Raw genomic sequence first — 24,051 nt, 5'->3', positions numbered from 1 at the left:
ACGACTAACCTGGCACTAACTATGGGAACACTTGTTGTTTGGGGGTTCCTAATGGCATTTTTGTTTAATATATTTATGCGTACTGTTTCTGCTAAAACAGATAACTACTTAGTCTGGGTTAGTGCCATTATGTTTGCGTCATATTATTTCAGCGACTTATTCCACGATCTCAGCTCAGGTACTGAGATTTACTTTACGTGGTTTATTTATGATCTGCTCACGTTACTTGTTGTTCTTTTTCCTCTTCTGTTTAAACGTCGTCTAAATCTCATTTTAAAACCAGCTTCAATTTATATTTTTTTTGGTTTAATCGTAAATGCAATTTTGTTTTTAGCTATGTTTATTGATATGAACTTACTGGGCAATAGAGAGCCATGGTTGTTGTGGTCTATTTACAGCTTTACGGTGAATGCGGTTGATTATGCAATGATTATTACATTAATTATTGGTCGTGATTGGTTAGGCCTAATCAGATTGGCACGTTATGCGTACTCAAGAGCTCTTAAATCAGAAGCTAAACATGAGGCACGCACTGAACAGTGCGCACATATTGTATTACACGCTTAATTAAAAACGATATTCCCAACTGCCACTTAGTGCGAATTCTGTATCCGAATTATTAGCAAACTTATCGCGCCAAGTTGTTGCTTTTAGCTTTAGCAAACCGTCAAATAACCCTTGCTGAAAACCCACCTCTAGTTGCAAGCGCTTTGTATCAAGTTTTTCAAAATCCATATGACGTAGTTTTACAAATCCAGCATAGCCATTTGTAGTTTGGTAGCTGCTTGATAAACTCAAGCCTTTAACATTCTGACCGATACTTGCCGCGATATTTTCACCTAAGTGCGCGTACCCTTGCTCATAATATGGGGGCTGATATTGGCAATGGCTCAAGGTCGCAATATAACGACAGTTTGAAATCGTATCTGAGTATTCAATATAGCTTTTAACTAAGAAATCTTGGCCACCAAAAAAGTGTTCAGCACCTAAGGTGTACATGGTGTCTTCAGGTAAAAAGCTTAGCTCGTTGGTACCAGCATATTCACCGTAAAGTGCAATAGACTGATTAAACAGTCGTGTACTGTATTTAACATCAATGCTGGTTAATTGGTTATATTCATTAATACCATTGTTATCGAGCTTATTCTTGGTCAGTATGACATCTGATAGCGCACCAAAGCCATGATCTGTATCTGGACTATCAAATTGCGCAGTTTGGTTTACGCCTACCTCTAAACCCGTAATCGGGGTTGATGAAAAGCGCATAGCCCAAAATAGGGTGTCTTTGTTATCGTTTTTGAGGTACTTATCTTGACCAACAAAGGCTGAAAAATTCCACGGACCAATAAATGAAAGAAAACTCGGTCCATAGTAATCGGTATTTAAACGGCTAAGGCGCAGCCCCGGAATTGGGTCGGCGTTGTTTGAGAGTAACAACGCGTTATCGTTACTTGGTCCAAACCATTTATTAATTTGCTCAACACTGACGCTCCAATTGCCGTATAACACCGCCAAATAAGAACCGTCATAGTTGAGTTCCTTTTGGCTGGTGGCATCTTTGCTATAGCCAATAGATACTTTTGCAGTCACTCTGTCACCCATTAGTACAGAGGTGCCTTGAATGTTACCTTTATGCTTATTGCGTTCACCAAAACTTTGTAAGTTGCTTGGCTCACTGTTACCACTTACTTTAACTGATGAATAAGAGCCTGATTTTGCGGCTTTAAGTGCATGTTGTACTTTACGAAGTGCGAAAATACCATCATCAGATAGCTTATTGCGATTGATCATTGATAAATCTTGCGCAATACCTTGCCACATAAGCGGATAGCTATTAACTGGGCGCTTAATCGCGCCTTCACTTACTAATTGCTCAATCGCTGCGCGTAAAAACGGGTCATCGGTGCCAACCCAAGGCTCAGCAAAAACGTTTGCTGCAAAAACTAAACTACATGATGCAGCAATATGGCTTAACTTCATTTTGCCAACTTTTCCTTAAGGGCGTTTACGACAATTGGGTCTACAAATTCATGAACATCACCACCATGAATGGCCACTTCTTTTACTAGGCTTGATGAAATAAATGAGTTTTTCTCAGCAGGTGTTAAAAACACTGTTTCAAGCTCTTTATTGAGTCGGCGATTCATATTGGCTAATTGAAATTCAAATTCAAAATCCGATACAGCACGTAAACCACGTACTAATACGTGTGAATTTTGCTCTCTCGCTAAATCAGCAAGTAAGCCAGAAAAACCAATTACTGTCACGTTATCAAGGTGTGACAAAATAGACTTAGCGATTTCAACACGTTGTTCTAATTCAAAAAACGGCTTTTTATTTGGATTATGTGCAACGGCTAAAATTACTTCGTCGAACATTTTAGCGGCGCGCGCAACTAAATCTGTATGGCCATTAGTGATTGGATCAAAGGTTCCAGGATAAATCGCTTTTACTTTCATGGTATTGGTAACTTAGTGATGATGCTGGCATTTTATCAAGCTTTAATTGGAATACCAATCGCCAAACGAGACATTTTGCCAATTGGTATTCAACACTAGATTGTTTATACTGCGCCGTATTAACGTTAGGCATAATAGGATAATTATGAGTACCAAGGATAAGATAATTCAAACAAGCATTGCTTTGTTTAACCAGCATGGAGAGCGTGCGATAACAACCAACCATATCGCATCAGAAATGGGCATTAGCCCAGGTAACTTGTATTATCACTTCAAGAATAAAGAAGATATTTTACGCAATATCTTTAGCCTTTATAAAAATCACCTAAAAGATAATTTTATCCCAATGGATAAAAACCAAGATGTGATGGCACAGCTCGCGGGCTATCTTGATTCATTGGTTGAATTAATGTGGCGTTTTAACTTCTTTTATAACAACTTAACCGATATTTTAAGCCGCGATAATGAGCTTAAAGCGCAATATTTAGAGCAGCAAGCACAACTTTTAGAACAAGTATCGGCGGTAATTGCAGGGCTAAAATACGCCGAAGTTATTGAGATTGATGACAGCGATATCACTGAGCTTGCACATATGGTGAAACTAACCGTGAGTTTTTGGACGCCATATGTGAAAGCGCATAGTGAGAATGGTTGCTTGTCAAAACAGGATATCTTTGGTGGTATTGTTAAAGTGATATTACTGTTTAAGCCTTACGCCAAAGGCGCAGGCTTAGATCAGCTAAAAAAGTTACAACAAGAATACATTAATAAGCAACTTGACGTTGAACAGGCGGTTGCTTAACGGTCTTTTTGGCAGTGCGTTAACAGTTGCTGCCAAAACGCGATACCTTTTTCTCGCGCAAGATTAATGTTCGTCTCTGGAATACCTTCCGGATCAGGGTGAATATCAAGTACCCTCGCCATTGACGCTTCTCTTATTAAATGTAATGTTGGATAAGGTGCGCGGTTGGTGTAGTTAGCTGCATCTAGCTCATCACTATCGGCAAATACATAGTCAGGGTGGAAATTGGCGATTTGAATAAAACCTTCATAACCGCTTGATACCAACATTGCATTGGCTAAATCAACCAAATCTAAAAAATCGTCAAAGTTTTGAAAGCCTTCGCTAAAAATATGCAAGCAGGTTTCAATATCGTCGTTTTCACGCATTTCTTGTATTAATGAGAGCATTTCAATTACCGCATCTTCATGCGACTTTGTTTTGCTATCTACATAGTTAATTGTATTGTTTACCACTTCTTTTTTGGCAAAAGGGCAAAAGTTATATCCAACAATAACGCGGCTAACCCAGTTTTTAGTTTGTTCAATCGGTGATAATGTCATGAGAAATCTCGTTTTCGATAAGCGTTATTGTGCGTTTAACCGCGCCACTGTTAGCATTCAATATAGCCAAAGCATTGTCCCCCAATTCTTTTTGTTTACTAGGGTCGTTTGCAATTGAAAGCAGGCTGTTACAAAGTGCATCGGCATCATCAACACACAAGCAGGCATTACTGTCTAGTAATTGCGGGTAGACATGTAAAAAGTTGGTGTAGCTTGGCCCGGTAATAATTGGAATACCAAATGCCGCAGCCTCAAGTGGATTATGACCGCCGCGCTCAATTAAACTACCGCCAATAAAAGCACTGTTTGCGGCCCCAAACAGTGTAAGCATTTCACCCATGGTATCTGCGAGTAGTACTGCTTGCCCATTGTGTGGCGCTTTACTGCGTTGGCTAAAACTAATATTTTGTTGTGCTAAATAGGCTGCTACTTTGGCAAATTGCTCAGGATGGCGCGGGGCAATAATCAGTAGGGCGTTTGGCTGTTTTTCTAACAGTGATAAATGTGCAGCAATAACCTGTTCATGTTCGTTAGGGTGAGTTGAACCTGCAACCCAAATAAAATCATGTGTTGTAAGCTCAGATTGAAACTTTGCTACGTTGTTTGTTATTTCATTATTTAGCGTAATATCAAACTTAATCGAGCCAGTCACATGCGCATTTTTGGGGTTTAACCCGAGTGCTAAAAAACGTGCTGCATCGTCTTTATTATGCGCTGCTAGCAAGCCAATGTTATGCATAATTTGTTTGCTTAAAGGCTTTATGCGCTGATAGCCTTTTTGCGATTTTTCCGATAAACGCGCATTAATAACACACACAGGTATGCCATGTTTACTTGCTTTAATAATCAAATTTGGCCAAAGCTCAGTTTCTAAAATAACAACGGCTTTTGGTTTTAATTGTTTTATAAAACGTGAAACAGCGCCAGGAAAATCGAGTGGCAAATACACATGTTGCACGCTGTCTTTAAATTGCTTTTTTATTTCCGCTAAGCCCGTAGGTGTATTGCAGGTTATAGTGACAAGGTGAGTCTGGTTTAATGTGTTAATTAATTTACTTGCGGCCATTAACTCACCGACAGACGCGCAGTGAATCACTAGACTGTTTGGTTTTAAATTATCATCATAAAAACCAAGACGTTCAGCCCAACGCTTACGATATTCAGGCGCTTTTTTTCCGCGTAACCACAAGTGCAAAAATATCAGCGGTGATAAAAGATATAAAACAAAACTGTAAATTATGCGTGCCATATCGACCTCACGAGATAGAGCGGCGAGTTATAACATATTTATACAATTTTTGCTGCGCTATGTGATGGCGTTTTGTTATCATGAACGGATAATTCTTTAACGACTTCGCCTATGAAACTCAGTAATTTACTTATTATTGCAGGGGCATTTGTTGCAACAGAAAGTGCTGCAAAACCTACTGTATATTTGCCTTTGGGCATAGACGCCCACTTAGAAAGCCAACTTGATCGCATGTTTGTACTTACCCGTGGTACGCCTATGCATAAGCCATATGCGTTAAGTGAAGTCGACCTTGCACTTAGGAAACTAAAGCAAAAAGACAGTAGATTGTATCGTTACTTAGTAGGCGAGCTGAAACGTTATCGTGGTGAAGACAAAATCAGCCGTTATGGTTTACGAACTACAGCAAGTAGCGGTGATACAATGCCGATTGCTAATCAGCGCGGTTTAACAACCGATGAATATGCGCAAGGTTTTTTCGAAGGTATTTGGCGACCTAATGACTTTATGTTGGCACAAATAGGCGTAGATTATCGCGTTAAAGGCCAAGACTTAGTTGCTTATAATTCGACACTGAGCATGGCTGCAGCTAACCTGCAACTAGATATTGGTTACAGAGATCACTGGTATTCACCATTTAAAAATTCGGCGCAAATTATGTCGAATAACGCACAAATGCCAATGAGTATTTCACTAGGCACGGTTGAGCCGCTTAATAACTGGTGGAACCTTGATTTTGAATTGTTTTATACCGAACTCGATGAAGTAAAAGAGGGTATTCAGTATCAAGGTGAATGGCACGACGGTAGCCCTGAACTTGTTGGTATGCATGGTTCAATAGAACCGCTACACGGCTGGAAAATAGGTTTTAACCGTGTGATGCAGTTTGGTGGTGGTCCGCGTGAGACGGATATCAGTGATATCTTTAAAGCATTTTTTGACCCATCAGGTAACGACAATGCTGATAATGACTTGAGCACAGACGATGAATTTGGTGACCAAATGATCTCGTTTACCTCGAGTGTTTATTTTGATTGGGTAACACCAATTGAAATTTACGCAGAATATGGTGCTGAGGATACCTTGCATGGCAGCAATTTTAAATTTGGTAATCAAACCATTTCATTTGGTACGTACTTACCAAAATTAACTAACAACTCTTCATTAAGATATGAATATAACAAGTGGAATACACTTTGGTATGTTCACCACTTGTATAAAAATGGTAATACTAATGAAGGCTTCACATTTGGTCACTTTGCCGCTGATAATCGTAATTTCGGCGATGGTGTACCGGCTGATGTACACACCATAAATTATGACTATTTTGAATCGGTATTGAGCTCTTGGCAGTTTAAGCTAAGCACGCAAAATAACGACAGCGACGATTATCAGCGCGCATATTCGTTATCAGTGCTTAATAGTCGTAAAGTGGGTGAATACCGAGTTGAAACCAGTTTAATGGGTGGGAAAAACGTTTACGATGAAAGTTATGGTTATTTATCTGTAACCATGTTTTGGTAACCATGGATTATGGCCTAGAGTTCCTAGGGGCTGTTGACCTTTTAAGTTCGTTTTTGCAGCAGCTTGATTGGGTTTTATACAAGGCAGAGGCTGCGTGGCATAGTTATTCTATGTGAGTCAGCCGATAACACAGTAGAAAACCCAATCAAGCGTTGCCGAACGGTTCTTTTGAGCGTATTTTTCTCATTGTTGCCTATATGGATGTGGGTAAGGGGCGTGAGCAGGACGCGGAAGCTTTGCTCGATATTCGCTTAGATTGCTAGGCCACACATCGAGCGCCGCGATAAAAGCACGCTCAAAGAGAACAAAAATAGAACAGCAAAGGTGGGCAGACCCTAAGCCAACTTAAGAATATTCTCAGCAGCAATCACGACTTCCGAAGCGGCAATATTATCAACTCGCTTTTTCCCCTCAAGCACTGAATTAGCCTTAAGCGGGCGCCAGCTAGATGCCGACTCTCTAATCAATGCGATTTGTGGCAGTGATAAGCTGCTTGCGATATGCATAATCGCAGTTTCAACAGAAATTACTAAGTCGCAGGCTTGCATTACACTCGGCAGCTCAAAGAAATCCTTAGTTGCTGAAAATGCTTCTACAGCAATGTTTGTTTGCTGTGCACACCAGTTAGAAACTTCATCAAATTTATGCGGCGGCGCGTTTAACACAAACAGTGTATTAGGTGACTTTTCAGTTAGTTTTGCTGTTAATTCAGCTAATTGTGATAGTTGCCAGTCACGCTTTTCATTAGTCGAAATATGATTAATGAAAATGGTTGGCCCATTACTTAAGTTCTTAGAGTTACGCCATGCGTTAATTTGTTGTTTGCCTTGTTCACCCAGTGAGTTTGTGACCAAAATTTCGCGAGAGCGCTGTTGTTCATCAAGCGATACAGCAAACAGGCGAGAAAAAATATGGTTATAAAAATCACTAATGTGTTGGCTGGTAGCTAATTCAGACAGTGCAATTGTAGTACGTAATGATTTGTACTGGTTGCGATAAAACAAACGCGACAAAAGGTTTTTAGGCTCGGTGCCAACTATGGTGGCGTTTGCGTTGATTGCCTGTGCCACTTTTAAATAGGCCGGTGCGCGTGTAGTGGCAACAAATACAATAAAATCATACTGCTGATTTTTTGCATCAGCGATTAATTGTTCTCTGTGCTCGTTACTACTGGCAATGGGGTATATGGTATTTAGGTGGTTTTCTTTTGCTAACCACTGCTGCAAAGTAGAGTTTCTACCTGAATGCCAAGATTTTTTCTTGTTGCGACAATCATCAATCCACACGTCAATTTGCACATCTGGGTACTGCTTTGATAAGGCTTTTAGAAACGCGCCCTGATAGACATAATCACCTAATGCAAGGTGAGTCATGTACAGTACTTTACTGCCTTTTTTGAGAGTCAGTTCAGGAACTTGTATTTGAGTTGTGGTTGAATGCTTGCTTTGATGCACTTAAATCTCCCTGCGCATGAACCGGAATTGTAACAAACAACCCTGCTGCAAGGGTAGTAAATTTAAAGATTCTTAAAAGTTTAACAAAGCCATTTGTTAAGATTGGTTAACAAGCCTCGCCATTTTAAGACGATTCGTTATAAAATGAAGTTAACTATTTATAGATGCAATAAACAAAGACCTATGGAAGCGATTACAAACTCATACTTAGCAAGCTTAGAACGTCACCGCAAAGTGTTTGCTATTATGGAGCAATACCAACAACAATCACTATTACTGTTACAAGCTTGCCAAGAAACCTTAGATAAAGGCGGCAAAGTAATTTGGTTTGGTAATGGCGGCAGTGCAGCTGACTCGCAACATTTAGCCGCTGAGTTTGTAGTGCGTTATAAGAATGAACGCGGTCCTTTAGCATCCATTGCACTTACAACGGATACGTCAATTTTAACCGCGCATGCTAATGACTATCACTTTGATACAGTATTTGAACGCCAAGTTCAGGCACTTTGCAAACCAGAAGACTTAGTGATTGGTTTAACGACGTCTGGCACTAGTGCCAATATTAATCTCGCACTAGAAGCAGCAAACAAAATTGGTGCCTACACGGTGGCATTAACCGGTCGTGATGGCGGCAAGGTAAAAGACATCGCACGTTTACCAATTATTATTGCCAACGATGAAACTGCACGTATTCAAGAAGCACATATGTTTATTGGTCATTGGTTGTGTGAAGCAGTTGATATGCTAGTTGCCGAAAAGAGTTAAGTGTTGATTATGGATTTATCGTATTTTAATCAGTTATCAAACAGCAAAATTTTAGTTGTTGGCGATGTCATGCTAGACCGTTACTGGCATGGAGATACTGGGCGTATTTCACCTGAGGCACCGGTGCCAGTAGTAAAAGTCAGTGGTCTTGAAGACAAAGCTGGTGGTGCGGCAAACGTTGCAAAAAATATCGCACATCTGGATGGCAAGGTAAGTTTGCTTGGCATTATCGGCGATGACGATAACGGACACAGTCTTGAGGCGTTACTAAAGTCAGAGAATATTGATTCTCAGCTTATTCGTCAGTCAGAGGCGCCAACAATCGCAAAAATGCGTGTGATTAGCCGTCACCAACAAGTCGTGCGCTTAGATCTTGAAGAGCGTTTTAGCGAAACCCATTCACAGCTATTGCTTGAGCAGCTTAAAACCCTGATTAACGATTTTGATCTGGTGGTATTTTCTGACTACAACAAAGGCTCACTGCATTTTATTGCTGATATGATTGCCGTTGCAAAAGGTGCGGGCAAAACGGTATTAGTTGACCCGAAATCAAAACAACTGGCAGATTACCGCGGCGCGGATTTTATTACGCCAAATCTTACAGAGTTTAAAGCGGCTGGTGGTGTTGTCGGTGATGAAGCAACAATCACGCAAAGTGCACGCGATATTATTGCTGAGTGTGGTTTAGGTAGCATGTTACTAACGCGTTCAGAGCAAGGAATGTCATTAATTACGCCGAATGAAAAACACGATTTTGCAGCGCAAGTATTAGAAGTGTCAGATGTAACGGGTGCCGGTGATACGGTAATCGCAACATTGGCGGTAATGTTAAGTACAGGCATGCCAGCAGCGCAAGCCGTTGAAATCGCAAATATTGCAGCAGGCTTAGTAGTTGCAAAATTGGGTGCAGCTACAGTATCGCCAGAAGAGCTAAGCGCTAAACTAACGCAATATTTACGTGACACCGGTGAGCAGTACCAAGCGCCAGCGCAAGAAGTACTGCATCATATTGAGCTTGCGCGTCAGCGCGGTGAAAAAATTGTCTTTACCAATGGCTGTTTTGATATTTTACACGCAGGGCATGTGCGCTATTTAGCACAAGCTAAAGCGCGTGGTGATAAGTTAGTAGTGGGTTTAAATAATGACGAGTCGATTAGCCGTTTAAAAGGGCCAACGCGACCTATTAATCCACTTGATGAGCGTGCCACCGTGATCAGTGCGTTAGCATCGGTAGATTGGGTGATCCCGTTTGGTTCTGAAGCTGAAAATGATACCCCTGCTAAGCTGATTGAGCTTGTAAAACCAGATGTGCTGGTGAAAGGCGGCGATTATAAAGTGTCGGAAATTGCAGGCGCTGATTTTGTACTTGCAAGCGGTGGTCAAGTTGAGGTGCTGGAATTTGTAAATGGCTGCTCAACATCGAACGTTATTCATAAAATCCAAAGCGATAGCTAGTAACCACCTCTTTATTGGCGCACTAAGCAGTTTTTAGTGCGCTGTTATACACCTCAATAAATACCTGCCAATCGTTTTCTTGCCAATAAAATTGTGCGTTGCGATTAGCTTCTTTATCAAATGAGCGCTTTAGGCGTGTAATATTACTTTGTGCTTCTTGTGGATTGAATGCGGTGCGAGTGCCACGGTCAAAATCAATTAAGAAAACGCGTCCATCACTAATTAAAATATTATTGATATTAAGGTCGGCATGATTAACGCCGTGATTATGAAAATCGGCAATTGTTTTTGCACAGTCAGTAAGCTCTTTTTGACTTATTGATCGGGTTTTTAGGATATCGAGCAGGCTTTGCGAGTGTGGTAGTGCCTCAGTAATGATATCTCCACGATAGATTACCCCCGATTTTACAACCTTAGCCGCAATGGGTTTAGGTACGGGTAGGCCAATACCTTCAAGCTCTACTAATAACTTGAATTCTTGGTATGTTCTTGTTTTTTCAAAGCCTAAATACAGGTATTGGTCGGATAATAGCTTACCAATTAAGCCGCCACGCCAGTAATGGCGAAGTACACCCGTTGTGTTACCACAATCAAAAAAGTAAGTTGTTGCACGACCTCGTTTTTTGTCGCTAATCAAATCATTACGGCTTAAATACTCAACATCAAATAAATTAGGATCGAACGTGTCCTCCAAGTTGCTAGGGGTAATGATGGTGGCTGAACCGTGTTTTTGAAATGACAGCATGGCGATTTAAACTAAATAGTAATTGCGTGCAAAAAGGGATTATACCAAGTTTTAATTTACGTTAAACTGCACGCATCTATTTATATGTTTTTAGGTAAATTGTGAGCTTACAAGGGCCGTTCAACGATATTTGTATTTTACGTCTTTCAGCAATCGGTGATGTATGTCATGCCGTTTCTACGGTGCAGGCAATTCAACGTCATTATCCAAACGCTAAAATTACATGGGTTGTTGGAAAAATAGAGGGGATGTTATTAGCTGATTTACCGGGAGTTGAGCTGGTTGTTTTTGATAAAAAACAAGGCAAAGCGGCTTATCACTCACTTAAAGAACATTTTAAAGGGCGTAAGTTTGATGTGTTATTACATATGCAAGTTGCGCTGCGTGCCAATCTAGCGGCGCGTGTCATTCCTGCAAAAGTAAAAGTTGGATTTGATTGGCAGCGCGCTAAGGAAGGGCACTTTTTATTTACTAACCACCGTATTGCGGCTGAAAAAGAAGCCCATGTACTCGAGGGTTTTCGTGGTTTCGCAAAAGCTATTGGTGTGCCGCATTATGAACCATCGTGGCAGATGCCAGTAACCCAAGAAGACAGAGACTTTGCTGAAGAAACTTTATCGCCATTTGGCGATAAAGTATTGGTGCTTTCGCCTGCTGCAAGTAAAGCTGAGCGCAACTGGTTACCGGAGCGTTATGCCGATATAGCTGATTATGCGGTGCAGCAAGGATTTAGTGTTGTTATAACAGGTGGCCCTACAGAACTCGAGGTTACACTTGCAAAGCAAATTGAAAATGCGATGAAATCAAAAGCACTTAACCTTGTTGGCAAAACAAACTTAAAACAATTGTTATGTGTGTTAGAAAATGCCTCCCTGGTTATTGCGCCAGATACTGGCCCTGCACATATGGCGGTGACTATGGGCACACCGGTGATTGGGCTATATGCACATTCGAATCCGGCACGTACCGGCCCTTACTTATACCAAGATTATGTGGTTGAGGTTTATCATCAAAACTTAAAAAAGCAAACTGGCAAAACAGCAACCCAATTGCCATGGGGTACACGTGTGAAAGGCAAAGATCTAATGCAACGAATTAGCGTAGACAGCGTTAAAGAGATGTTTGACCGTGTTGTAAACGAAAAGGCATTGTAATGAGTGATAAAGCTGTTTTTCTCGATAGAGATGGTGTTGTTAACGTTGATCACGCCTATGTTTATAAAATTGATGATTTTGAATTTATTGCTGGTGTATTTGAAGCGTGTCAGTTATTTCAGGCCGCGGGTTACAAAATTGTGATTGTAACGAATCAGTCAGGTATTGGGCGCGGTTACTATACCGAACAAGATTTTCATACGCTTACAGATTGGATGGTGACGCAGTTTAAACAACGTAATGTGGAAATCAGCAAAGTCTACTTTTGCCCGCATCACCCAACTAAAGGTGTTGCACACTATAAACAGCAATGTGATTGCAGAAAACCAAAGCCAGGCATGCTGTTGCAAGGTGTGAAAGAACTCGGGCTGGACCCATCAAAATGCATTATGTTTGGTGATAAAGGCTCAGACATGTTAGCGGCAAAGGCGGCAGGGTTTAGTAAGAAGATTCTTGTTCAGTCTGGACAATCGTTTGACGCGCAAACTATCACGTTAGCTGATGACGTGTGGCAATCGCTGAATTGTGCCAGTGAAAAGTTTAGTGAAAACACCTAGGATTAATTAGTGAACTATTTAAAATGCAGTTTATTAAACTGTATTTTTGTTTGGTTTTAGTTTTATCTACTTTTCTAATCGCATTTACTAGTATTAAGTGCATTTATCAACCTAACCTTTTACAATTACCCCTTTAAATATAAGCTACAATTTTAAGGCTTAGCATTCGCCGTTTTTAACGTATTTGTGGAAAACGTGCGAGCAACCCGTTCTATTAGGCATTGGAGACTTTGGATGAGAGCATCTGCATTTTTTGATCAGCTTAAACAACAGATTGAACAAGTAAAAGAAGATGGATTATACAAAAGTGAACGTGTAATCACGTCACAACAACAAGCTGAAATTGAAGTTGCATCTGGCGACTCGGTAATCAACTTTTGTGCAAATAACTACTTAGGTTTAGCAAATCACCCAGAGTTAATTAATGCGGCAAAAGCTGGATTAGATGACCACGGTTTTGGTGTAGCATCAGTACGCTTTATTTGTGGTACGCAAGACATTCATAAAACGTTAGAAGCAAAAATCAGTAATTTCTTACAAACTGAAGATACCATTCTTTATTCATCTTGCTTCGATGCTAATGCAGGCCTTTTTGAAACAATTTTAGGCCCAGAAGATGCGATTATTTCAGACTCGTTAAACCATGCATCAATTATTGATGGTGTGCGCTTATGTAAAGCAAAACGCTTCCGTTATGCCAATAACGACATGGCTGATTTAGAGCAGCAATTAATTGCTGCCGATGAAGCGGGTGTTAAAACCAAACTAATTGCTACAGATGGCGTGTTCTCAATGGATGGCGTTATTTGTAACTTAGAAGCGTTATGTGATTTGGCTGACAAATACGATGCACTGGTAATGGTTGATGATTCTCACGCAGTGGGTTTTGTTGGCGAAAACGGTCGTGGTACACCTGAGTATTGTAATGTAATGGATCGTGTAGATATTATCACGGGTACATTAGGTAAAGCGCTAGGTGGTGCATCGGGCGGTTATACGTCAGGTAAAGCTGAAATTGTAGAATGGTTACGTCAGCGTTCTCGTCCTTACTTATTCTCAAATTCTTTAGCGCCTTCAATCGTTACAGCATCAATCAAAGTACTTGATATGCTTGCAGATGGTAAAGAGCTGCGCGATACGCTTTGGCAAAATGCGGCGTACTTCCGTGAGCAAATGGAAGCGGTTGGCTTTACTTGCGCCGGTAAAGATCACGCAATTATTCCAGTAATGTTAGGCGATGCTAAATTAGCAGCTGAAATGGCTGATAAATTACTGGCTGAAGGTATTTACGTAACAGGTTTCTCATTCCCTGTAGTACCAAAAGGGCAAGCGCGTATTCGTACACAGATTTCTGCTGCGCATACCCGTGAGCAACTAGATAAAGCAATTGCTGCATTTACCCGTATTGGTAAAGAATTAGGTATTATTTAATTTGATATTGGCCTGTTAGATAACAGGCCTTTTTTGTGAGTAAAAAGATGAAAGCATTATCAAAACTTAAAGCTGAACCAGGGATCTGGATGACAGAAACGGCTAAACCGGAAGTTGGCCACAATGACTTATTAATTAAAATCCGTAAAACAGCGATTTGCGGTACCGATGTACATATCTACAAATGGGACGAATGGTCACAAAATACCATTCCAGTACCTATGGTTGTGGGTCACGAATACGTTGGCGAAGTAGTGGATATGGGCCAAGAAGTACGTGGTTTTAAAGTGGGTGACCGCGTATCAGGTGAAGGCCATATTACCTGTGGTCACTGTCGTAACTGTCGTGCAGGCCGTGTTCACTTATGTCGAAACACGACAGGTGTAGGTGTAAACCGCGAAGGTGCATTTGCCGAATACTTAGTTATTCCTGCATACAATGCGTTTAAAATTCCTGACAACATCCCAGATGAATTAGCATCAATTTTTGACCCATTTGGTAATGCTGTTCACACGGCATTGTCTTTTGATTTAGTCGGTGAAGATGTACTGATCACAGGTGCAGGTCCTATTGGCATTATGGCTGCAGCGGTAGCTAAACATGTTGGTGCCCGTCATGTGGTAATTACGGATGTAAACGAATACCGTTTAGACCTTGCACGTAAAATGGGTGCAACACGCGCCGTAAACGTGGCGAACGAGAAATTAGAAGATGTGATGAATGAGCTTGGCATGACAGAAGGCTTTGATATTGGCCTTGAAATGTCAGGTGTACCGAGCGCGTTTAATAGCATGCTAAACAACATGAACCATGGTGGTAAAATTGCCATGCTAGGTATTCCACCATCAGATATGGCGGTTGACTGGAATCAGGTTATTTTTAAAGGGTTAATTATTAAAGGTATCTATGGCCGTGAAATGTTTGAAACTTGGTACAAAATGGCAAGTTTGATTCAATCTGGCTTAGATTTATCACCAATTATTACTCACGAATTCCACATTGATGACTTCCAACAAGGCTTTGATACCATGATTTCAGGCCAGTCAGGCAAAGTTATTTTAAATTGGGATTAAGCTATCGCTTGATGATATTATAAAGGGAGCATTTGCTCCCTTTTTTATTGAGGTATATATGTCATACAAACATATTTCAGTGTCGCAAACAGCAGCACTTCTTACAAATGACAATGTTGTTATTGCCGATATTCGTGATCCAAATAGTTTCAGCTCAGCACGTATTCCTGGATCTGAGCGCTTGTCGAATGAGAATTTGGCACAATTTTTAAATGAAAAAGATTATGAGCAACCAATAGTTGTTGTGTGTTATCACGGTATTAGTTCACAAAGTGCTGCGAATTATCTGGTTGAGCAGGGTTTTGAAGATGTTTACAGCATGGACGGTGGCTTTGCTGCGTGGGGCAGCGAGCAAGCCGATAATGTTGAATCAGGTGCGTAATCATTGTGAAGCAACTTACTACGCTAAGTAATGTAAGGGCTGCACAAGGTTTTTGTGATTACCTTAATAGCATTAATATTCACTGTGAATCAAAGCCGATTAACAGTGAAACCGTTGTATTGCTGGTGTCAGATAGTCAGTTTGAAGTTGCTGAAAAAGAATTGACGCAATTTCAAGCCAACCCTAACCAAGCAAAGTATCTTGAGGCATCTTGGCAGGTTGGTTCAACCAATAGTGGGCTAAGTTATGGCGGCAGCTCACTTAATTTGGTACCGCGATTTTTAAAGCTTTCACTACTTATCCAAAGCGTGTCATTGTTATCGATTTTGGTATATGGGGCGTTTGTTTTAGGCGGTTTTGAGTGGTTGTTTCCATACCTTCAGTTTGCCCCTAATGCACCACATACTTGGCTTGCGCCCACTATTATGCATTTTTCAGCAATGCATTTAATTTTTAATTTGATGTGGTGGATGTACCTTGGCGATAAAATAGCGCAACAATTAGGTAAACGCTTTTTAGTATTGGTATTTATTGTTACTGCACTTGCCAGTAACTGGCTTCAGTTTGGGTTGGTGAATGCTAACTTTGGCGGCCTGTCTGGTGTGGTTTATGGTTTATTGGGCTTTTGTTGGCTGTATGGTTATATTACTGGCAATAGCAAATTAGCTGTTAGCCCGTCCATTGTTGGCTTTATGTTGGTGTGGCTGGTACTTGGTTTTGCTGACGTGTTGTTTATCAATATGGCGAATTGGGCACATTTAGGCGGATTGATCGCCGGTGCTGTGCTTGGCGTGTTAGCTGCGAGTAGTCATAAAAAAAGCAAAGTTAATTAACTTTGCTTTTTTTGTTTTCTATCTAGTAATACAGATACTTAGTAAATAGCACATCGTGCACAACTTCTTGCCCTGTTTCTTCTTTTAGTAACTCTTTTATTCGCTCGCTGCAACGTTTGCGAATTTCCTCACGGCCAGTTAATGATTTAACGTGTTCTTCTTGCTCTTTGCTAATAATTTCAACAATCGCGTCGCGTAGTAAAGGTGAGTGGTGTTCAACCACTTCTAAATTGCCCATATCTTTAATCATTAGTTCAACCGTTACTCTAACGTAACCTAATTTTTTATTTGACGTCGCAATGTAGTTTGTAATGATATCTGGCTCAAAGCCAAAATAACCAAAGTTAGACGCAGCATCGGCCTTAGGCGTTGATAGTGATAAAAAAAGTGTAATTAGAAATATCGATAGGCTACGCATTGCGTGACTAACACCTTGTTTTTCCCATAGTAACTTAACAATAATAATACTTGATTATGGGCTTTTTACTAGTCACTTAAACGTAATTTAATTGAAAATTTAATTTACCATTTAGCTCACTGTTATCCAGTGCTAAAATGGTGCGATTTTTTTTCGCAGCAGGTTATTGTGGTAACTTTCCCTTTAGATATTTCGGCGCAGTGGCATCAAAATTTTACCCAGCTAAATAGTGTGCAGAGTGAGTGGTTGTTAGAAACCGGTTCGCTTACTGCTAAGTTGAAGCAAACGTTTTCGCAATTTAGTGTGCGCGTGCTAAGCGAAAAGCACATTACGCTCAGCGCACAGCAAGCCAATGTGTTAGGTGCTGATCAGCAAACTGCGTTATGCCGCGAAGTTATTTTATATGGTGATGAAAAACCACGGGTGTATGCGCAAAGCTGGATCCCGCTTGAGCAATTAACTGACAACAGCATGTTTTTAAATTTGGGGGAGCGCCCGCTCGGAGAGTTTATTTTTCAGCACCCTAACTTAGTGCGGGAAGATTTAATGATCACCCAGTTTTCGGGCAGTGCACAACTGCACTCGTTATTACAAGACTTGTCGCTTGAAATCGCTGATGTTGCAGCTCGTCGCAGTGTATTTCATTTAGCAGACCTAAAACTGATGGTGTGTGAAGCCTTTTTACCAGGAGCATTTGAATAACCATGATCCAGCTAACATGGCAAAATCGTGATGCCTATAAAGCGTTAATGCGCACTGATAAACCAATCGGTACTTTGCTTTTGTTATGGCCCACATACTGGGCACTATGGCTAGCGAGTTCTGGTGTGCCAGATTTAACGATTTTGCTTGTTTTTAGCGCTGGTGTATTTGTTATGCGCAGCGCTGGCTGTGTAATAAATGACTTTGCTGATCGTAAAGTGGACGGTTTGGTTAAACGCACTCATATGCGCCCATTGGCATCCGGTAAAGCAACACCAGCAGAGGCAATACAACTTTTTACTTTACTGATTTTAATAGCATTTATCTTGGTGCTATTTTTAAATTGGCAAACCGTATTACTGTCGCTTGGGGCGTTAGCATTAGCATTTTGTTATCCCTTTATGAAGCGCTATACCCATTTGCCTCAAGTCGTGCTCGGCGCTGCATTTAGTTGGTCGATTCCAATGGCGTATATGGCTGTGCTTGGTGAAGTACCTGAGGAAGCGTGGTGGCTGTATTTTTCTAACCTCGTTTGGACCGTGGCATACGATACTATGTACGGCATGGTGGACCGCGATGATGATGTGAAAATTGGGGTTAAATCTACCGCCATTTTGTTTGGTCGTTTCGATAAAGCCGCGGTATTTATACTGCAAATCGCTTTTTTACTTACCTTAGTATTTATTGGATTCAATCGCAATTTGCCATGGCCATTTGACGTTGGTGTGCTGCTATCAGCATTTTTGTTGGCTCATCAGCAAGTAAAAATTAAGCACCGCGACCGCGATGCCTGCTTTTGGGCGTTCTTAAACAATAACTACGTTGGGCTATTTGTATTTATGGGCATAGCTGCAAGCTTTATTGGTTAGGGTCAACAAAGTTTGCACTTGAGTTATTCTTTCTAAACCAACCAGCAATAGAGTAGCGTGTGCTACTTGCTGCTAATACCTCGTGCGGAAAACGTTCACTTTCAAAGCAAATTAACGTACCAGCCTTAGGTGCTACTTTAGCGAGTAGTTCTTTGCCTTTTTCAGGGTAAATTAACAACTCGCCGCCTTGGGGGGGGGTATTTAAATAGCAAACTGTGGTAAATACACGGTTTGATTTACCTTTAAACGCATCTAAATGTTTTTTGTAAAAGTCACCTTGCTGATAAATCGCAAAATGGCATTCGTAATCAAATAGGCCAAGGTAGAAGCTTTGATTGATTGCTACTCTAATTTGCTCCATAAGGGCTAGGTAACTCGTTTCGGCAGCTGTTTCACCATTAAACCATTTTGTTTTATCGCTACGAATAGCGCTTGCTTGCTGTAAATCCTGATGGCGTCCAATTTTAGCGTGTTGAAATTGTGCTTCTTGCGCTTCACATTGCTGTTGTAATTGAGTTATTAACTCTGCAGGAATTGCATTTTCGATAATGCAATAGCCGTTTTCCGCTATATTATCGAGCAGGTTGTCGAGGTGTAAAAAGGTCTCGGGTGAGCAGTTCATAAATAACGCCAACTATAAAAATTGGCGTTATTTTAAAGAACATTTAGTCAGTTAGAAAGTTGCTTTTGCAAGTTCAATTTCAGGGCGAGCACCTGCTTCTAAAGTAATAAAGTTTAAAAGCTCAGAAATATTAGGTGCCGTTAGATTCGTTTTTGCAATTTGCAGCTCTAAGTTGAGTTTTTCAGATTGCTCAATCATTTCGCTTAAATTTACAAGTTCTTCATTGTTCGTTACTTGCTGCATTAAATCGAGCGTAGTGAGTGCGATGTGATTACGGTCGCTTAATTTATTAACCACTTGCTCAAACGTACCTAATCGCAAGGAATCTTGTTTGTTAAGATTAGTTGCTGCCTGATTAATTAATTTACCAAGTGCTTGATTAGTACTTACTGTCGCCAACATAGGTAGTTTGGTTATCTGTGATAACTGAACCGGTGAACTTTGTAAAATAGGGTGCTCTTTATGGCAGAACATCACCACTTGTTCTGGCAGGCTAAACATTTCACCTGAGCTTGTTGTGATAGGCGCATTAATTGCTAAATCAAGTTGACCATTTCGAATATTCTGCAATAGCGTATTGGTATCTTGTAGTTGCATTTCAATTGAAATGTTCGGGAATTGTTGCATAAATTTGCCACACGCCTGTGGCACTAGGCCAATGGCTTCTGGGCTATAACCAATCACTATTTTGTCGTTTTTGACTTCGGTAAATTTACTTAATTTTTGTTTAAGTAATGCATGATTATCGAGCGCTTGTTGGCAGTACTGTAAAAATACTTCGCCCGCGGCGGTTAGCTTAACCGAGCGTGTCGAACGTGTTAATAAATTGCAAGCAAGATCTAATTCAAGCGTTTGGATGCTGCGGGTAAGGGCTGATGTGCTTAAGTTACACACCTCTGCAGCTTTGCGAAAATGTTGATGATGGGCAAGTGCAATAAATTGTTCAAATTGCTCTATACGCATGATTACTCCTGTAAACTAAAATCCGTTATTGTTGCTAATGAGAACATAATTAGGGTACAAATACCATTGCTAAAGTGTAATTTATTATTAGAGTTATCATTCTACGTAAATGAATGATAACAAAGTTAAAAGTTACACATTAGAGCAAGGCTTTGGACTTAGTAAAATACTACTTTAGTTTGTTGTGTTTTTTATTCAGTTTACAGGCGTATTTTTAATATTGGTTAACGCGTCATTAGGAATAGTCGCTACCGTAAAGTTAAAACGAAAAAGTAAATAAAACGGCTAACTGTTTTTCTTAATCGGGGAATTGATCTCTAATTGCTAAAAATTCATCAAGGTTATCAATAAAAATCTCAATTAGTTTTGGATCAAACTGCTTACCTTTTTCGTCTTTTAACAATGTAAGTATTTTATCGAGCGGCCAAGCGGGTTTGTAGCAGCGTTCGCTGCCAAGCGCATCAAACACATCTGCAAGGGCTGTAATACGTCCTGAAATATCAATATCTTCACCTGCGAGTTGTTGCGGATAACCCTTGCCGTCCCAGCGTTCATGATGTTCGTACGCTATCGTCGCACCCTGTTTTAAAATTTCATTAGTTGAGTTTTTAAGTATGTCATAGCCAATCTCAGCGTGTGATTGCATGATTTCCCATTCTTGGGCGTCATGCTTGCCGGGTTTATTGAGAATATGATCAGGGATGGAGATTTTACCAATATCGTGTAGCGGTGAAGCCAGTTTGATAATTTCTGCCTGATACGGGGTTAAACCGTATTTAATTGCAAGCAAATAACTATAATGGGCCACACGTTTTACGTGGCTACCGGTTTCTTTACTGCGTTTTTCAACGGCTTCCCCAAGAATATAAGAGAGCTCTTTTTGCGATTCTCTAATGAGTTCACGCAGCCGTAAGTTGTCGTATGCAAGGGCAATGTTATGGGCAAAAAACTCTAACAGTTGATGGTCTGAAGCGTTTAAATCTGATGACTTACTGACATACAGCATAGTCTCTAAGCCGCCTTTTGTTGGGAAATAACCAACATATTCCTGCGGTGTTTTAAACGATGACTTCGTATTGTGTGCTTGCTCAAATAAATTGCCAATTTCGCTTGGTACGTCTTGCTTTGTGTTATCAGCACCAGAGCAAGCTAGTAGTTTAAAGTCTGTTGCATTATCAGTTTGCGAGTTGATTGCTGCGGCACAGTAAATCTCTTTATTGCTGTGGCCAATTACACCTGAAACATGCTCTAGGATCGAAGATGCAAATTCGTTAACTGTTTCACACTCTAAGAATTTAGCTGAAGCATTAATGATGTTTTCAAGTCCCAATTTATGTTGTTCAATAATGCAAATATCACGATAAGAGCGAAGGGCAGAGTACAACAATGTTTTGAGTTTTATTGCAGTGAGTTCGGTTTTATTTTTGTAATCGTTAATATCGTAATCACGAATCACTGACTCTTCGGGGGCTTCACCTGGTTGTCCGGTACGTAAAATCAGGCGAATATCGTGATTATCAGCGTCTTCGCGAATGTAACGAATGAGATCCAAACCAGCGTGGCTAGTTTCCATCACTACATCCACTAACGCTACGGCAACTTCAGGCAACCCTTTAAGCATTTGCATTGCTTCAGCAGCAGTGTATGCGTGGTGGAAAATTAGCCGCTTATCTTCAAATGTAAAGCCGTTTAGAACTAGCTTGGTGACCTGATGAATATCTTCTTCATCATCAACTACCAAAATATTCCAACTCTCGTCGTTTGACGCTTTTGCTATGTCATCAATTTGCTCGTCGGCAAATAGAAAGTCCGCCACAGTCGCTGCTCTAATTTATAAACCTTGTTTAAAAGTATAGAAGCAAAAAACTAGAGTAGTGAAATATTTAATGTCACAAATATTACCTCGCGTTGTGAGGCTAGGGCTGTTATATGGCGCTGTCGTCATTATCAATAACAGGTTTACTTTCGATATTATTGAGTTCGATTTCGATAGCCTGACAAGAGATATGTATTTCGTAAAGTGACAACACCAAAGAGTACAGCAAACACGCTAAGCTTAAACCAAATAAGCCTGTACCCAGCAAGTTTTGTGTGAGAAATACAGCGAACATTGCTGCGGTACAAAGCAAAAAAGAAAGTACACCAAAAAACTGCATGCGGCGAATCAAATTTAGGCGGTCGCGAAGGTTGGAAATTTGCGCCTTCACCATAGCGCGAATTTCATTGCCATTTTCACGTGAATTTAGTTGCCTAATAAGCTGTGCAAGTACCAAAAAACGGTTGGTATATGCTAGTAAAAGCAATGATATTGCTGGAAAAAGCAGCGCTGGGGTGGTTAAGTTTAGTTCAATTGTCATACCGTTTTAATAATTTCTTTTTTAGTAAAAAATACTTATTTTCTTTATTTTACAACTAGGTTATTCCATCCGACTATATTGTAGGCTAGACTAAAGCGCAAAAATAACACGATTAAATCTCATCGCTATAGTAAGCAGTGCCAGATTTTATTGTCTACACTTATCTTTGATTTTTATTATTCATAACAACGAATGATAACAAAGAAACTTTATACGTAAATTGGATTACATTAGAGCAATAATAATAAAAAGCTCAAAGGGGGATACATGGGTGAAAATAAGAGCAAGCAGTTAAATGAAGTGCTGAGTGCTTTAAACAGTTTATCGCCTAGTGATGTGTTTAATCTTGCAGCAGAAAAAGTGAATGCAAGTCAAGAAAGTATCGAGCAGCAGGTTGCTGACGCAATTGAGTTCGAACATCCGTATATTTCTGAATTAAGTCAAACCTTTACGACGAATATCGCGCCGATATTGCAAACTCTTTTACTGAGCGCGAGTCAACAGGCGCTAGAAAAAGGCCATCAAGCGGCAATGGTTCAACATCAAAATGATGAAGATGAACACATTCAACAGCTTGAAGCGCAACTTGCCGAATTTAAAAAGAAAGCAAATCAATTAGAGTTGGATAACGAATCGCTAGAAGAGGCGATTGCAGCGAAAGAAGCTGAGCTTGAAAAAGTAAGTGACGAATTAAGTTCTCAATCAGAGCAGCAACAAGGTGAGCTAAGTGGCAAAATTGCCGAGCTTACAGAAAGCCTTGAACTGGCAGAGTCGCAGCTTCACAAACAAAAAGAACAAAACGAAGCACAGTCTAATAAGCTTAAACAGCTGATTGATGAGCGCAGAACAGAGCATCAGAGCCAAGATCAAAAGCTGGTTGAAGTGAAAAAAGTATTTACTGATGAAATTGAGCTACTAAAGCAAGAATCAACCGGTAAAGACGAAGTTATCGAGAAGTTAAAGCAACAGCTTGATGACGTAAGCGGCGAGCTTGATTCAGTACATGAGAAGCACCAATCACTGTCGCAAGAAGCGAATAAAGACAGTGAAACATTGCGCTCGATGTTAGAAGACAAAGAAAAATCGCTACAACAATACGAGAAAGATAAAGCAGAACTTGAAAGCCAAGTGAAAGAGCAATCTGAGGTTGTTGGTAAACTTGAAGAGCAAAACAAACTGCTTTCATCTGATATTGAACAGCACAAAGAGCAAGTTAGTGAACTGTCTGAGAAGTTAACGCAAATCAGTCAAGAAAGTGAAGGTCGCTTCAACGATTTGAAGAAAGACTTGAGCCAAGAAGCAAGCGCGCTTAAAGAAAAAGTGAAAGCGCAAGCAGATGCACTTTCTGAAGAAACATCTAAAAACCAAGAGTTAATGGAAAAACTCACACTGATTGAAAACGCGAAGCAAGATGACCAAGATTTGATTTCGCAGTTACGCCGTCAGTTAGAAGCGCAAGACACTGCGCTTAACCGTGAACAAGGTCGTAACTCAAGCTTGCTAAGCCGTATTGAAAAAGATACTCAACAAGCACGTGGTGCTTATGAGTCAATACGTAGCGAAAACATTGGTTTAACGGACCGTGTGGAAGAGCTTGAAGCAAAAGTAACCGAATTTAAACTTAAGTTTGAGTACGCGCAGAAACAGCTTAACCAAGAATAATAGTTAGAATAGAAAAAGGCGTGCTAATTAGCA

At 40.4% G+C, this 24,051-nt stretch carries 25 protein-coding genes; 14 read left to right on the top strand and 11 right to left on the bottom strand.

What is annotated here, in order from left to right:
* Positions 1-51 precede the first annotated feature (51 nt).
* Positions 52-567, top strand: coding sequence for a hypothetical protein (locus tag L1068_RS12825; protein WP_237130594.1), 516 nt, complete (start codon positions 52-54; stop codon positions 565-567).
* Here L1068_RS12825 and L1068_RS12820 read toward each other — a convergent pair whose 3' ends face one another.
* Together L1068_RS12820 and coaD are read right to left on the bottom strand one after the other, a co-directional pair.
* Positions 568-1,980: a capsule assembly Wzi family protein gene (locus L1068_RS12820; protein WP_237130593.1), complete on the bottom strand. Its 1,413-nt coding sequence runs from the start codon at positions 1,978-1,980 to the stop codon at positions 568-570.
* Positions 1,977-2,459: a pantetheine-phosphate adenylyltransferase gene (gene coaD / locus L1068_RS12815; RefSeq protein ID WP_054978636.1), complete on the bottom strand. Its 483-nt coding sequence runs from the start codon at positions 2,457-2,459 to the stop codon at positions 1,977-1,979. The genes L1068_RS12820 and coaD overlap by 4 nt, the downstream gene beginning before the upstream one ends.
* A gap of 145 nt (positions 2,460-2,604) precedes the next feature.
* Here coaD and L1068_RS12810 point away from each other — a divergent pair, with 145 nt between their 5' ends.
* Complete coding sequence (locus tag L1068_RS12810) at positions 2,605-3,261, top strand: TetR/AcrR family transcriptional regulator (protein WP_237130592.1); 657 nt, start codon at positions 2,605-2,607, stop codon at positions 3,259-3,261.
* On the opposite strand, the gene L1068_RS12805 is transcribed toward L1068_RS12810, so the two are convergent.
* Complete coding sequence (locus tag L1068_RS12805; protein ID WP_237130591.1) at positions 3,258-3,803, bottom strand: DUF1415 domain-containing protein; 546 nt, start codon at positions 3,801-3,803, stop codon at positions 3,258-3,260. The genes L1068_RS12810 and L1068_RS12805 overlap by 4 nt on opposite strands.
* Complete coding sequence (gene waaA, locus L1068_RS12800; protein WP_237130590.1) at positions 3,784-5,052, bottom strand: lipid IV(A) 3-deoxy-D-manno-octulosonic acid transferase; 1,269 nt, start codon at positions 5,050-5,052, stop codon at positions 3,784-3,786. Before waaA ends, L1068_RS12805 begins: the two co-directional genes overlap by 20 nt.
* Positions 5,053-5,163: 111 nt before the next feature.
* On the opposite strand from waaA, the gene L1068_RS12795 reads away from it, so the two are divergent.
* The gene (locus L1068_RS12795) at positions 5,164-6,576 is read left to right on the top strand and encodes a capsule assembly Wzi family protein (RefSeq protein WP_237130589.1); all 1,413 of its coding nucleotides are present in this window, start codon (positions 5,164-5,166) and stop codon (positions 6,574-6,576) included.
* A 335-nt stretch (positions 6,577-6,911) separates the two neighbouring features.
* On the opposite strand, the gene L1068_RS12790 is transcribed toward L1068_RS12795, so the two are convergent.
* Positions 6,912-8,030, bottom strand: a complete 1,119-nt coding sequence (locus tag L1068_RS12790) for a glycosyltransferase family 9 protein (RefSeq protein ID WP_237130588.1) — start codon at positions 8,028-8,030, stop codon at positions 6,912-6,914.
* Between the two features lie 183 nt (positions 8,031-8,213).
* Here L1068_RS12790 and L1068_RS12785 point away from each other — a divergent pair, with 183 nt between their 5' ends.
* Both L1068_RS12785 and hldE read left to right on the top strand, forming a co-directional pair.
* Positions 8,214-8,795 (top strand): SIS domain-containing protein, encoded by a 582-nt coding sequence (locus L1068_RS12785; protein ID WP_010560855.1) that lies wholly within the window; start codon positions 8,214-8,216, stop codon positions 8,793-8,795.
* 9 nt (positions 8,796-8,804) lie between these two features.
* Positions 8,805-10,250, top strand: coding sequence for a bifunctional D-glycero-beta-D-manno-heptose-7-phosphate kinase/D-glycero-beta-D-manno-heptose 1-phosphate adenylyltransferase HldE (gene hldE / locus L1068_RS12780; RefSeq protein ID WP_237130587.1), 1,446 nt, complete (start codon positions 8,805-8,807; stop codon positions 10,248-10,250).
* A gap of 22 nt (positions 10,251-10,272) precedes the next feature.
* Here hldE and L1068_RS12775 read toward each other — a convergent pair whose 3' ends face one another.
* Positions 10,273-10,995, bottom strand: a complete 723-nt coding sequence (locus tag L1068_RS12775) for a 3-deoxy-D-manno-octulosonic acid kinase (protein ID WP_237130586.1) — start codon at positions 10,993-10,995, stop codon at positions 10,273-10,275.
* A gap of 101 nt (positions 10,996-11,096) precedes the next feature.
* Here L1068_RS12775 and L1068_RS12770 point away from each other — a divergent pair, with 101 nt between their 5' ends.
* From L1068_RS12770 to glpG, 6 genes are all read left to right on the top strand, one after another.
* On the top strand, positions 11,097-12,149 hold the full coding sequence (locus tag L1068_RS12770) for a glycosyltransferase family 9 protein (protein WP_237130585.1): 1,053 nt from the start codon (positions 11,097-11,099) through the stop codon (positions 12,147-12,149).
* A complete protein-coding gene (gene gmhB, locus L1068_RS12765) occupies positions 12,149-12,706 on the top strand; it encodes a D-glycero-beta-D-manno-heptose 1,7-bisphosphate 7-phosphatase (RefSeq protein WP_237130584.1) in 558 nt (185 codons plus the stop codon). Before L1068_RS12770 ends, gmhB begins: the two co-directional genes overlap by 1 nt.
* Positions 12,707-12,940: 234 nt before the next feature.
* Positions 12,941-14,137 (top strand): glycine C-acetyltransferase, encoded by a 1,197-nt coding sequence (locus tag L1068_RS12760; protein ID WP_010560850.1) that lies wholly within the window; start codon positions 12,941-12,943, stop codon positions 14,135-14,137.
* 47 nt (positions 14,138-14,184) lie between these two features.
* Positions 14,185-15,210, top strand: a complete 1,026-nt coding sequence (gene tdh, locus L1068_RS12755) for an L-threonine 3-dehydrogenase (protein WP_054978625.1) — start codon at positions 14,185-14,187, stop codon at positions 15,208-15,210.
* Between the two features lie 58 nt (positions 15,211-15,268).
* A complete protein-coding gene (gene glpE / locus L1068_RS12750; protein WP_054978624.1) occupies positions 15,269-15,592 on the top strand; it encodes a thiosulfate sulfurtransferase GlpE in 324 nt (107 codons plus the stop codon).
* Positions 15,593-15,597: 5 nt separating this feature from the next.
* Positions 15,598-16,425 (top strand): rhomboid family intramembrane serine protease GlpG, encoded by an 828-nt coding sequence (gene glpG, locus L1068_RS12745; RefSeq protein ID WP_054978623.1) that lies wholly within the window; start codon positions 15,598-15,600, stop codon positions 16,423-16,425.
* A gap of 22 nt (positions 16,426-16,447) precedes the next feature.
* Here the strand turns inward: glpG and L1068_RS12740 are convergent, their stop codons facing one another.
* Positions 16,448-16,843, bottom strand: coding sequence for a flagellar basal body-associated protein FliL (locus L1068_RS12740; protein ID WP_010560846.1), 396 nt, complete (start codon positions 16,841-16,843; stop codon positions 16,448-16,450).
* Between the two features lie 168 nt (positions 16,844-17,011).
* Between L1068_RS12740 and L1068_RS12735 the strand changes: the two genes are divergently transcribed.
* Positions 17,012-17,545, top strand: a complete 534-nt coding sequence (locus L1068_RS12735) for a chorismate lyase (protein ID WP_237130583.1) — start codon at positions 17,012-17,014, stop codon at positions 17,543-17,545.
* A gap of 2 nt (positions 17,546-17,547) precedes the next feature.
* The gene (ubiA, locus tag L1068_RS12730) at positions 17,548-18,414 is read left to right on the top strand and encodes a 4-hydroxybenzoate octaprenyltransferase (RefSeq protein WP_237130582.1); all 867 of its coding nucleotides are present in this window, start codon (positions 17,548-17,550) and stop codon (positions 18,412-18,414) included.
* Here ubiA and L1068_RS12725 read toward each other — a convergent pair.
* The 4 genes from L1068_RS12725 to L1068_RS12710 all read right to left on the bottom strand — a co-directional run bounded on the left by L1068_RS12725 (position 18,404) and on the right by L1068_RS12710 (position 22,356).
* Positions 18,404-19,036 (bottom strand): 2OG-Fe(II) oxygenase, encoded by a 633-nt coding sequence (locus L1068_RS12725; RefSeq protein ID WP_237130581.1) that lies wholly within the window; start codon positions 19,034-19,036, stop codon positions 18,404-18,406. The genes ubiA and L1068_RS12725 overlap by 11 nt on opposite strands.
* Before the next feature lie 51 nt (positions 19,037-19,087).
* A complete protein-coding gene (locus L1068_RS12720) occupies positions 19,088-19,999 on the bottom strand; it encodes a LysR family transcriptional regulator (protein ID WP_237130580.1) in 912 nt (303 codons plus the stop codon).
* 298 nt (positions 20,000-20,297) lie between these two features.
* Positions 20,298-21,815: a DUF3369 domain-containing protein gene (locus L1068_RS12715; protein ID WP_237130579.1), complete on the bottom strand. Its 1,518-nt coding sequence runs from the start codon at positions 21,813-21,815 to the stop codon at positions 20,298-20,300.
* 109 nt (positions 21,816-21,924) lie between these two features.
* On the bottom strand, positions 21,925-22,356 hold the full coding sequence (locus L1068_RS12710) for a DUF2721 domain-containing protein (RefSeq protein WP_010560840.1): 432 nt from the start codon (positions 22,354-22,356) through the stop codon (positions 21,925-21,927).
* A 267-nt stretch (positions 22,357-22,623) separates the two neighbouring features.
* Between L1068_RS12710 and L1068_RS12705 the strand changes: the two genes are divergently transcribed.
* Positions 22,624-24,018 carry a hypothetical protein gene (locus L1068_RS12705; protein WP_237130578.1) on the top strand — a complete coding sequence of 465 codons (1,395 nt, stop codon included), beginning with the start codon at positions 22,624-22,626 and terminating at the stop codon, positions 24,016-24,018.
* Positions 24,019-24,051: the final 33 nt, after the last annotated feature.

The sequence above is a fragment of the Pseudoalteromonas sp. MMG024 genome, assembly GCF_021654175.1.
Lineage (GTDB): Bacteria > Pseudomonadota > Gammaproteobacteria > Enterobacterales > Alteromonadaceae > Pseudoalteromonas.
Note: the sequence above shows the minus strand (reverse complement) of the source record. Positions and strands in the feature narration are given on the sequence as shown.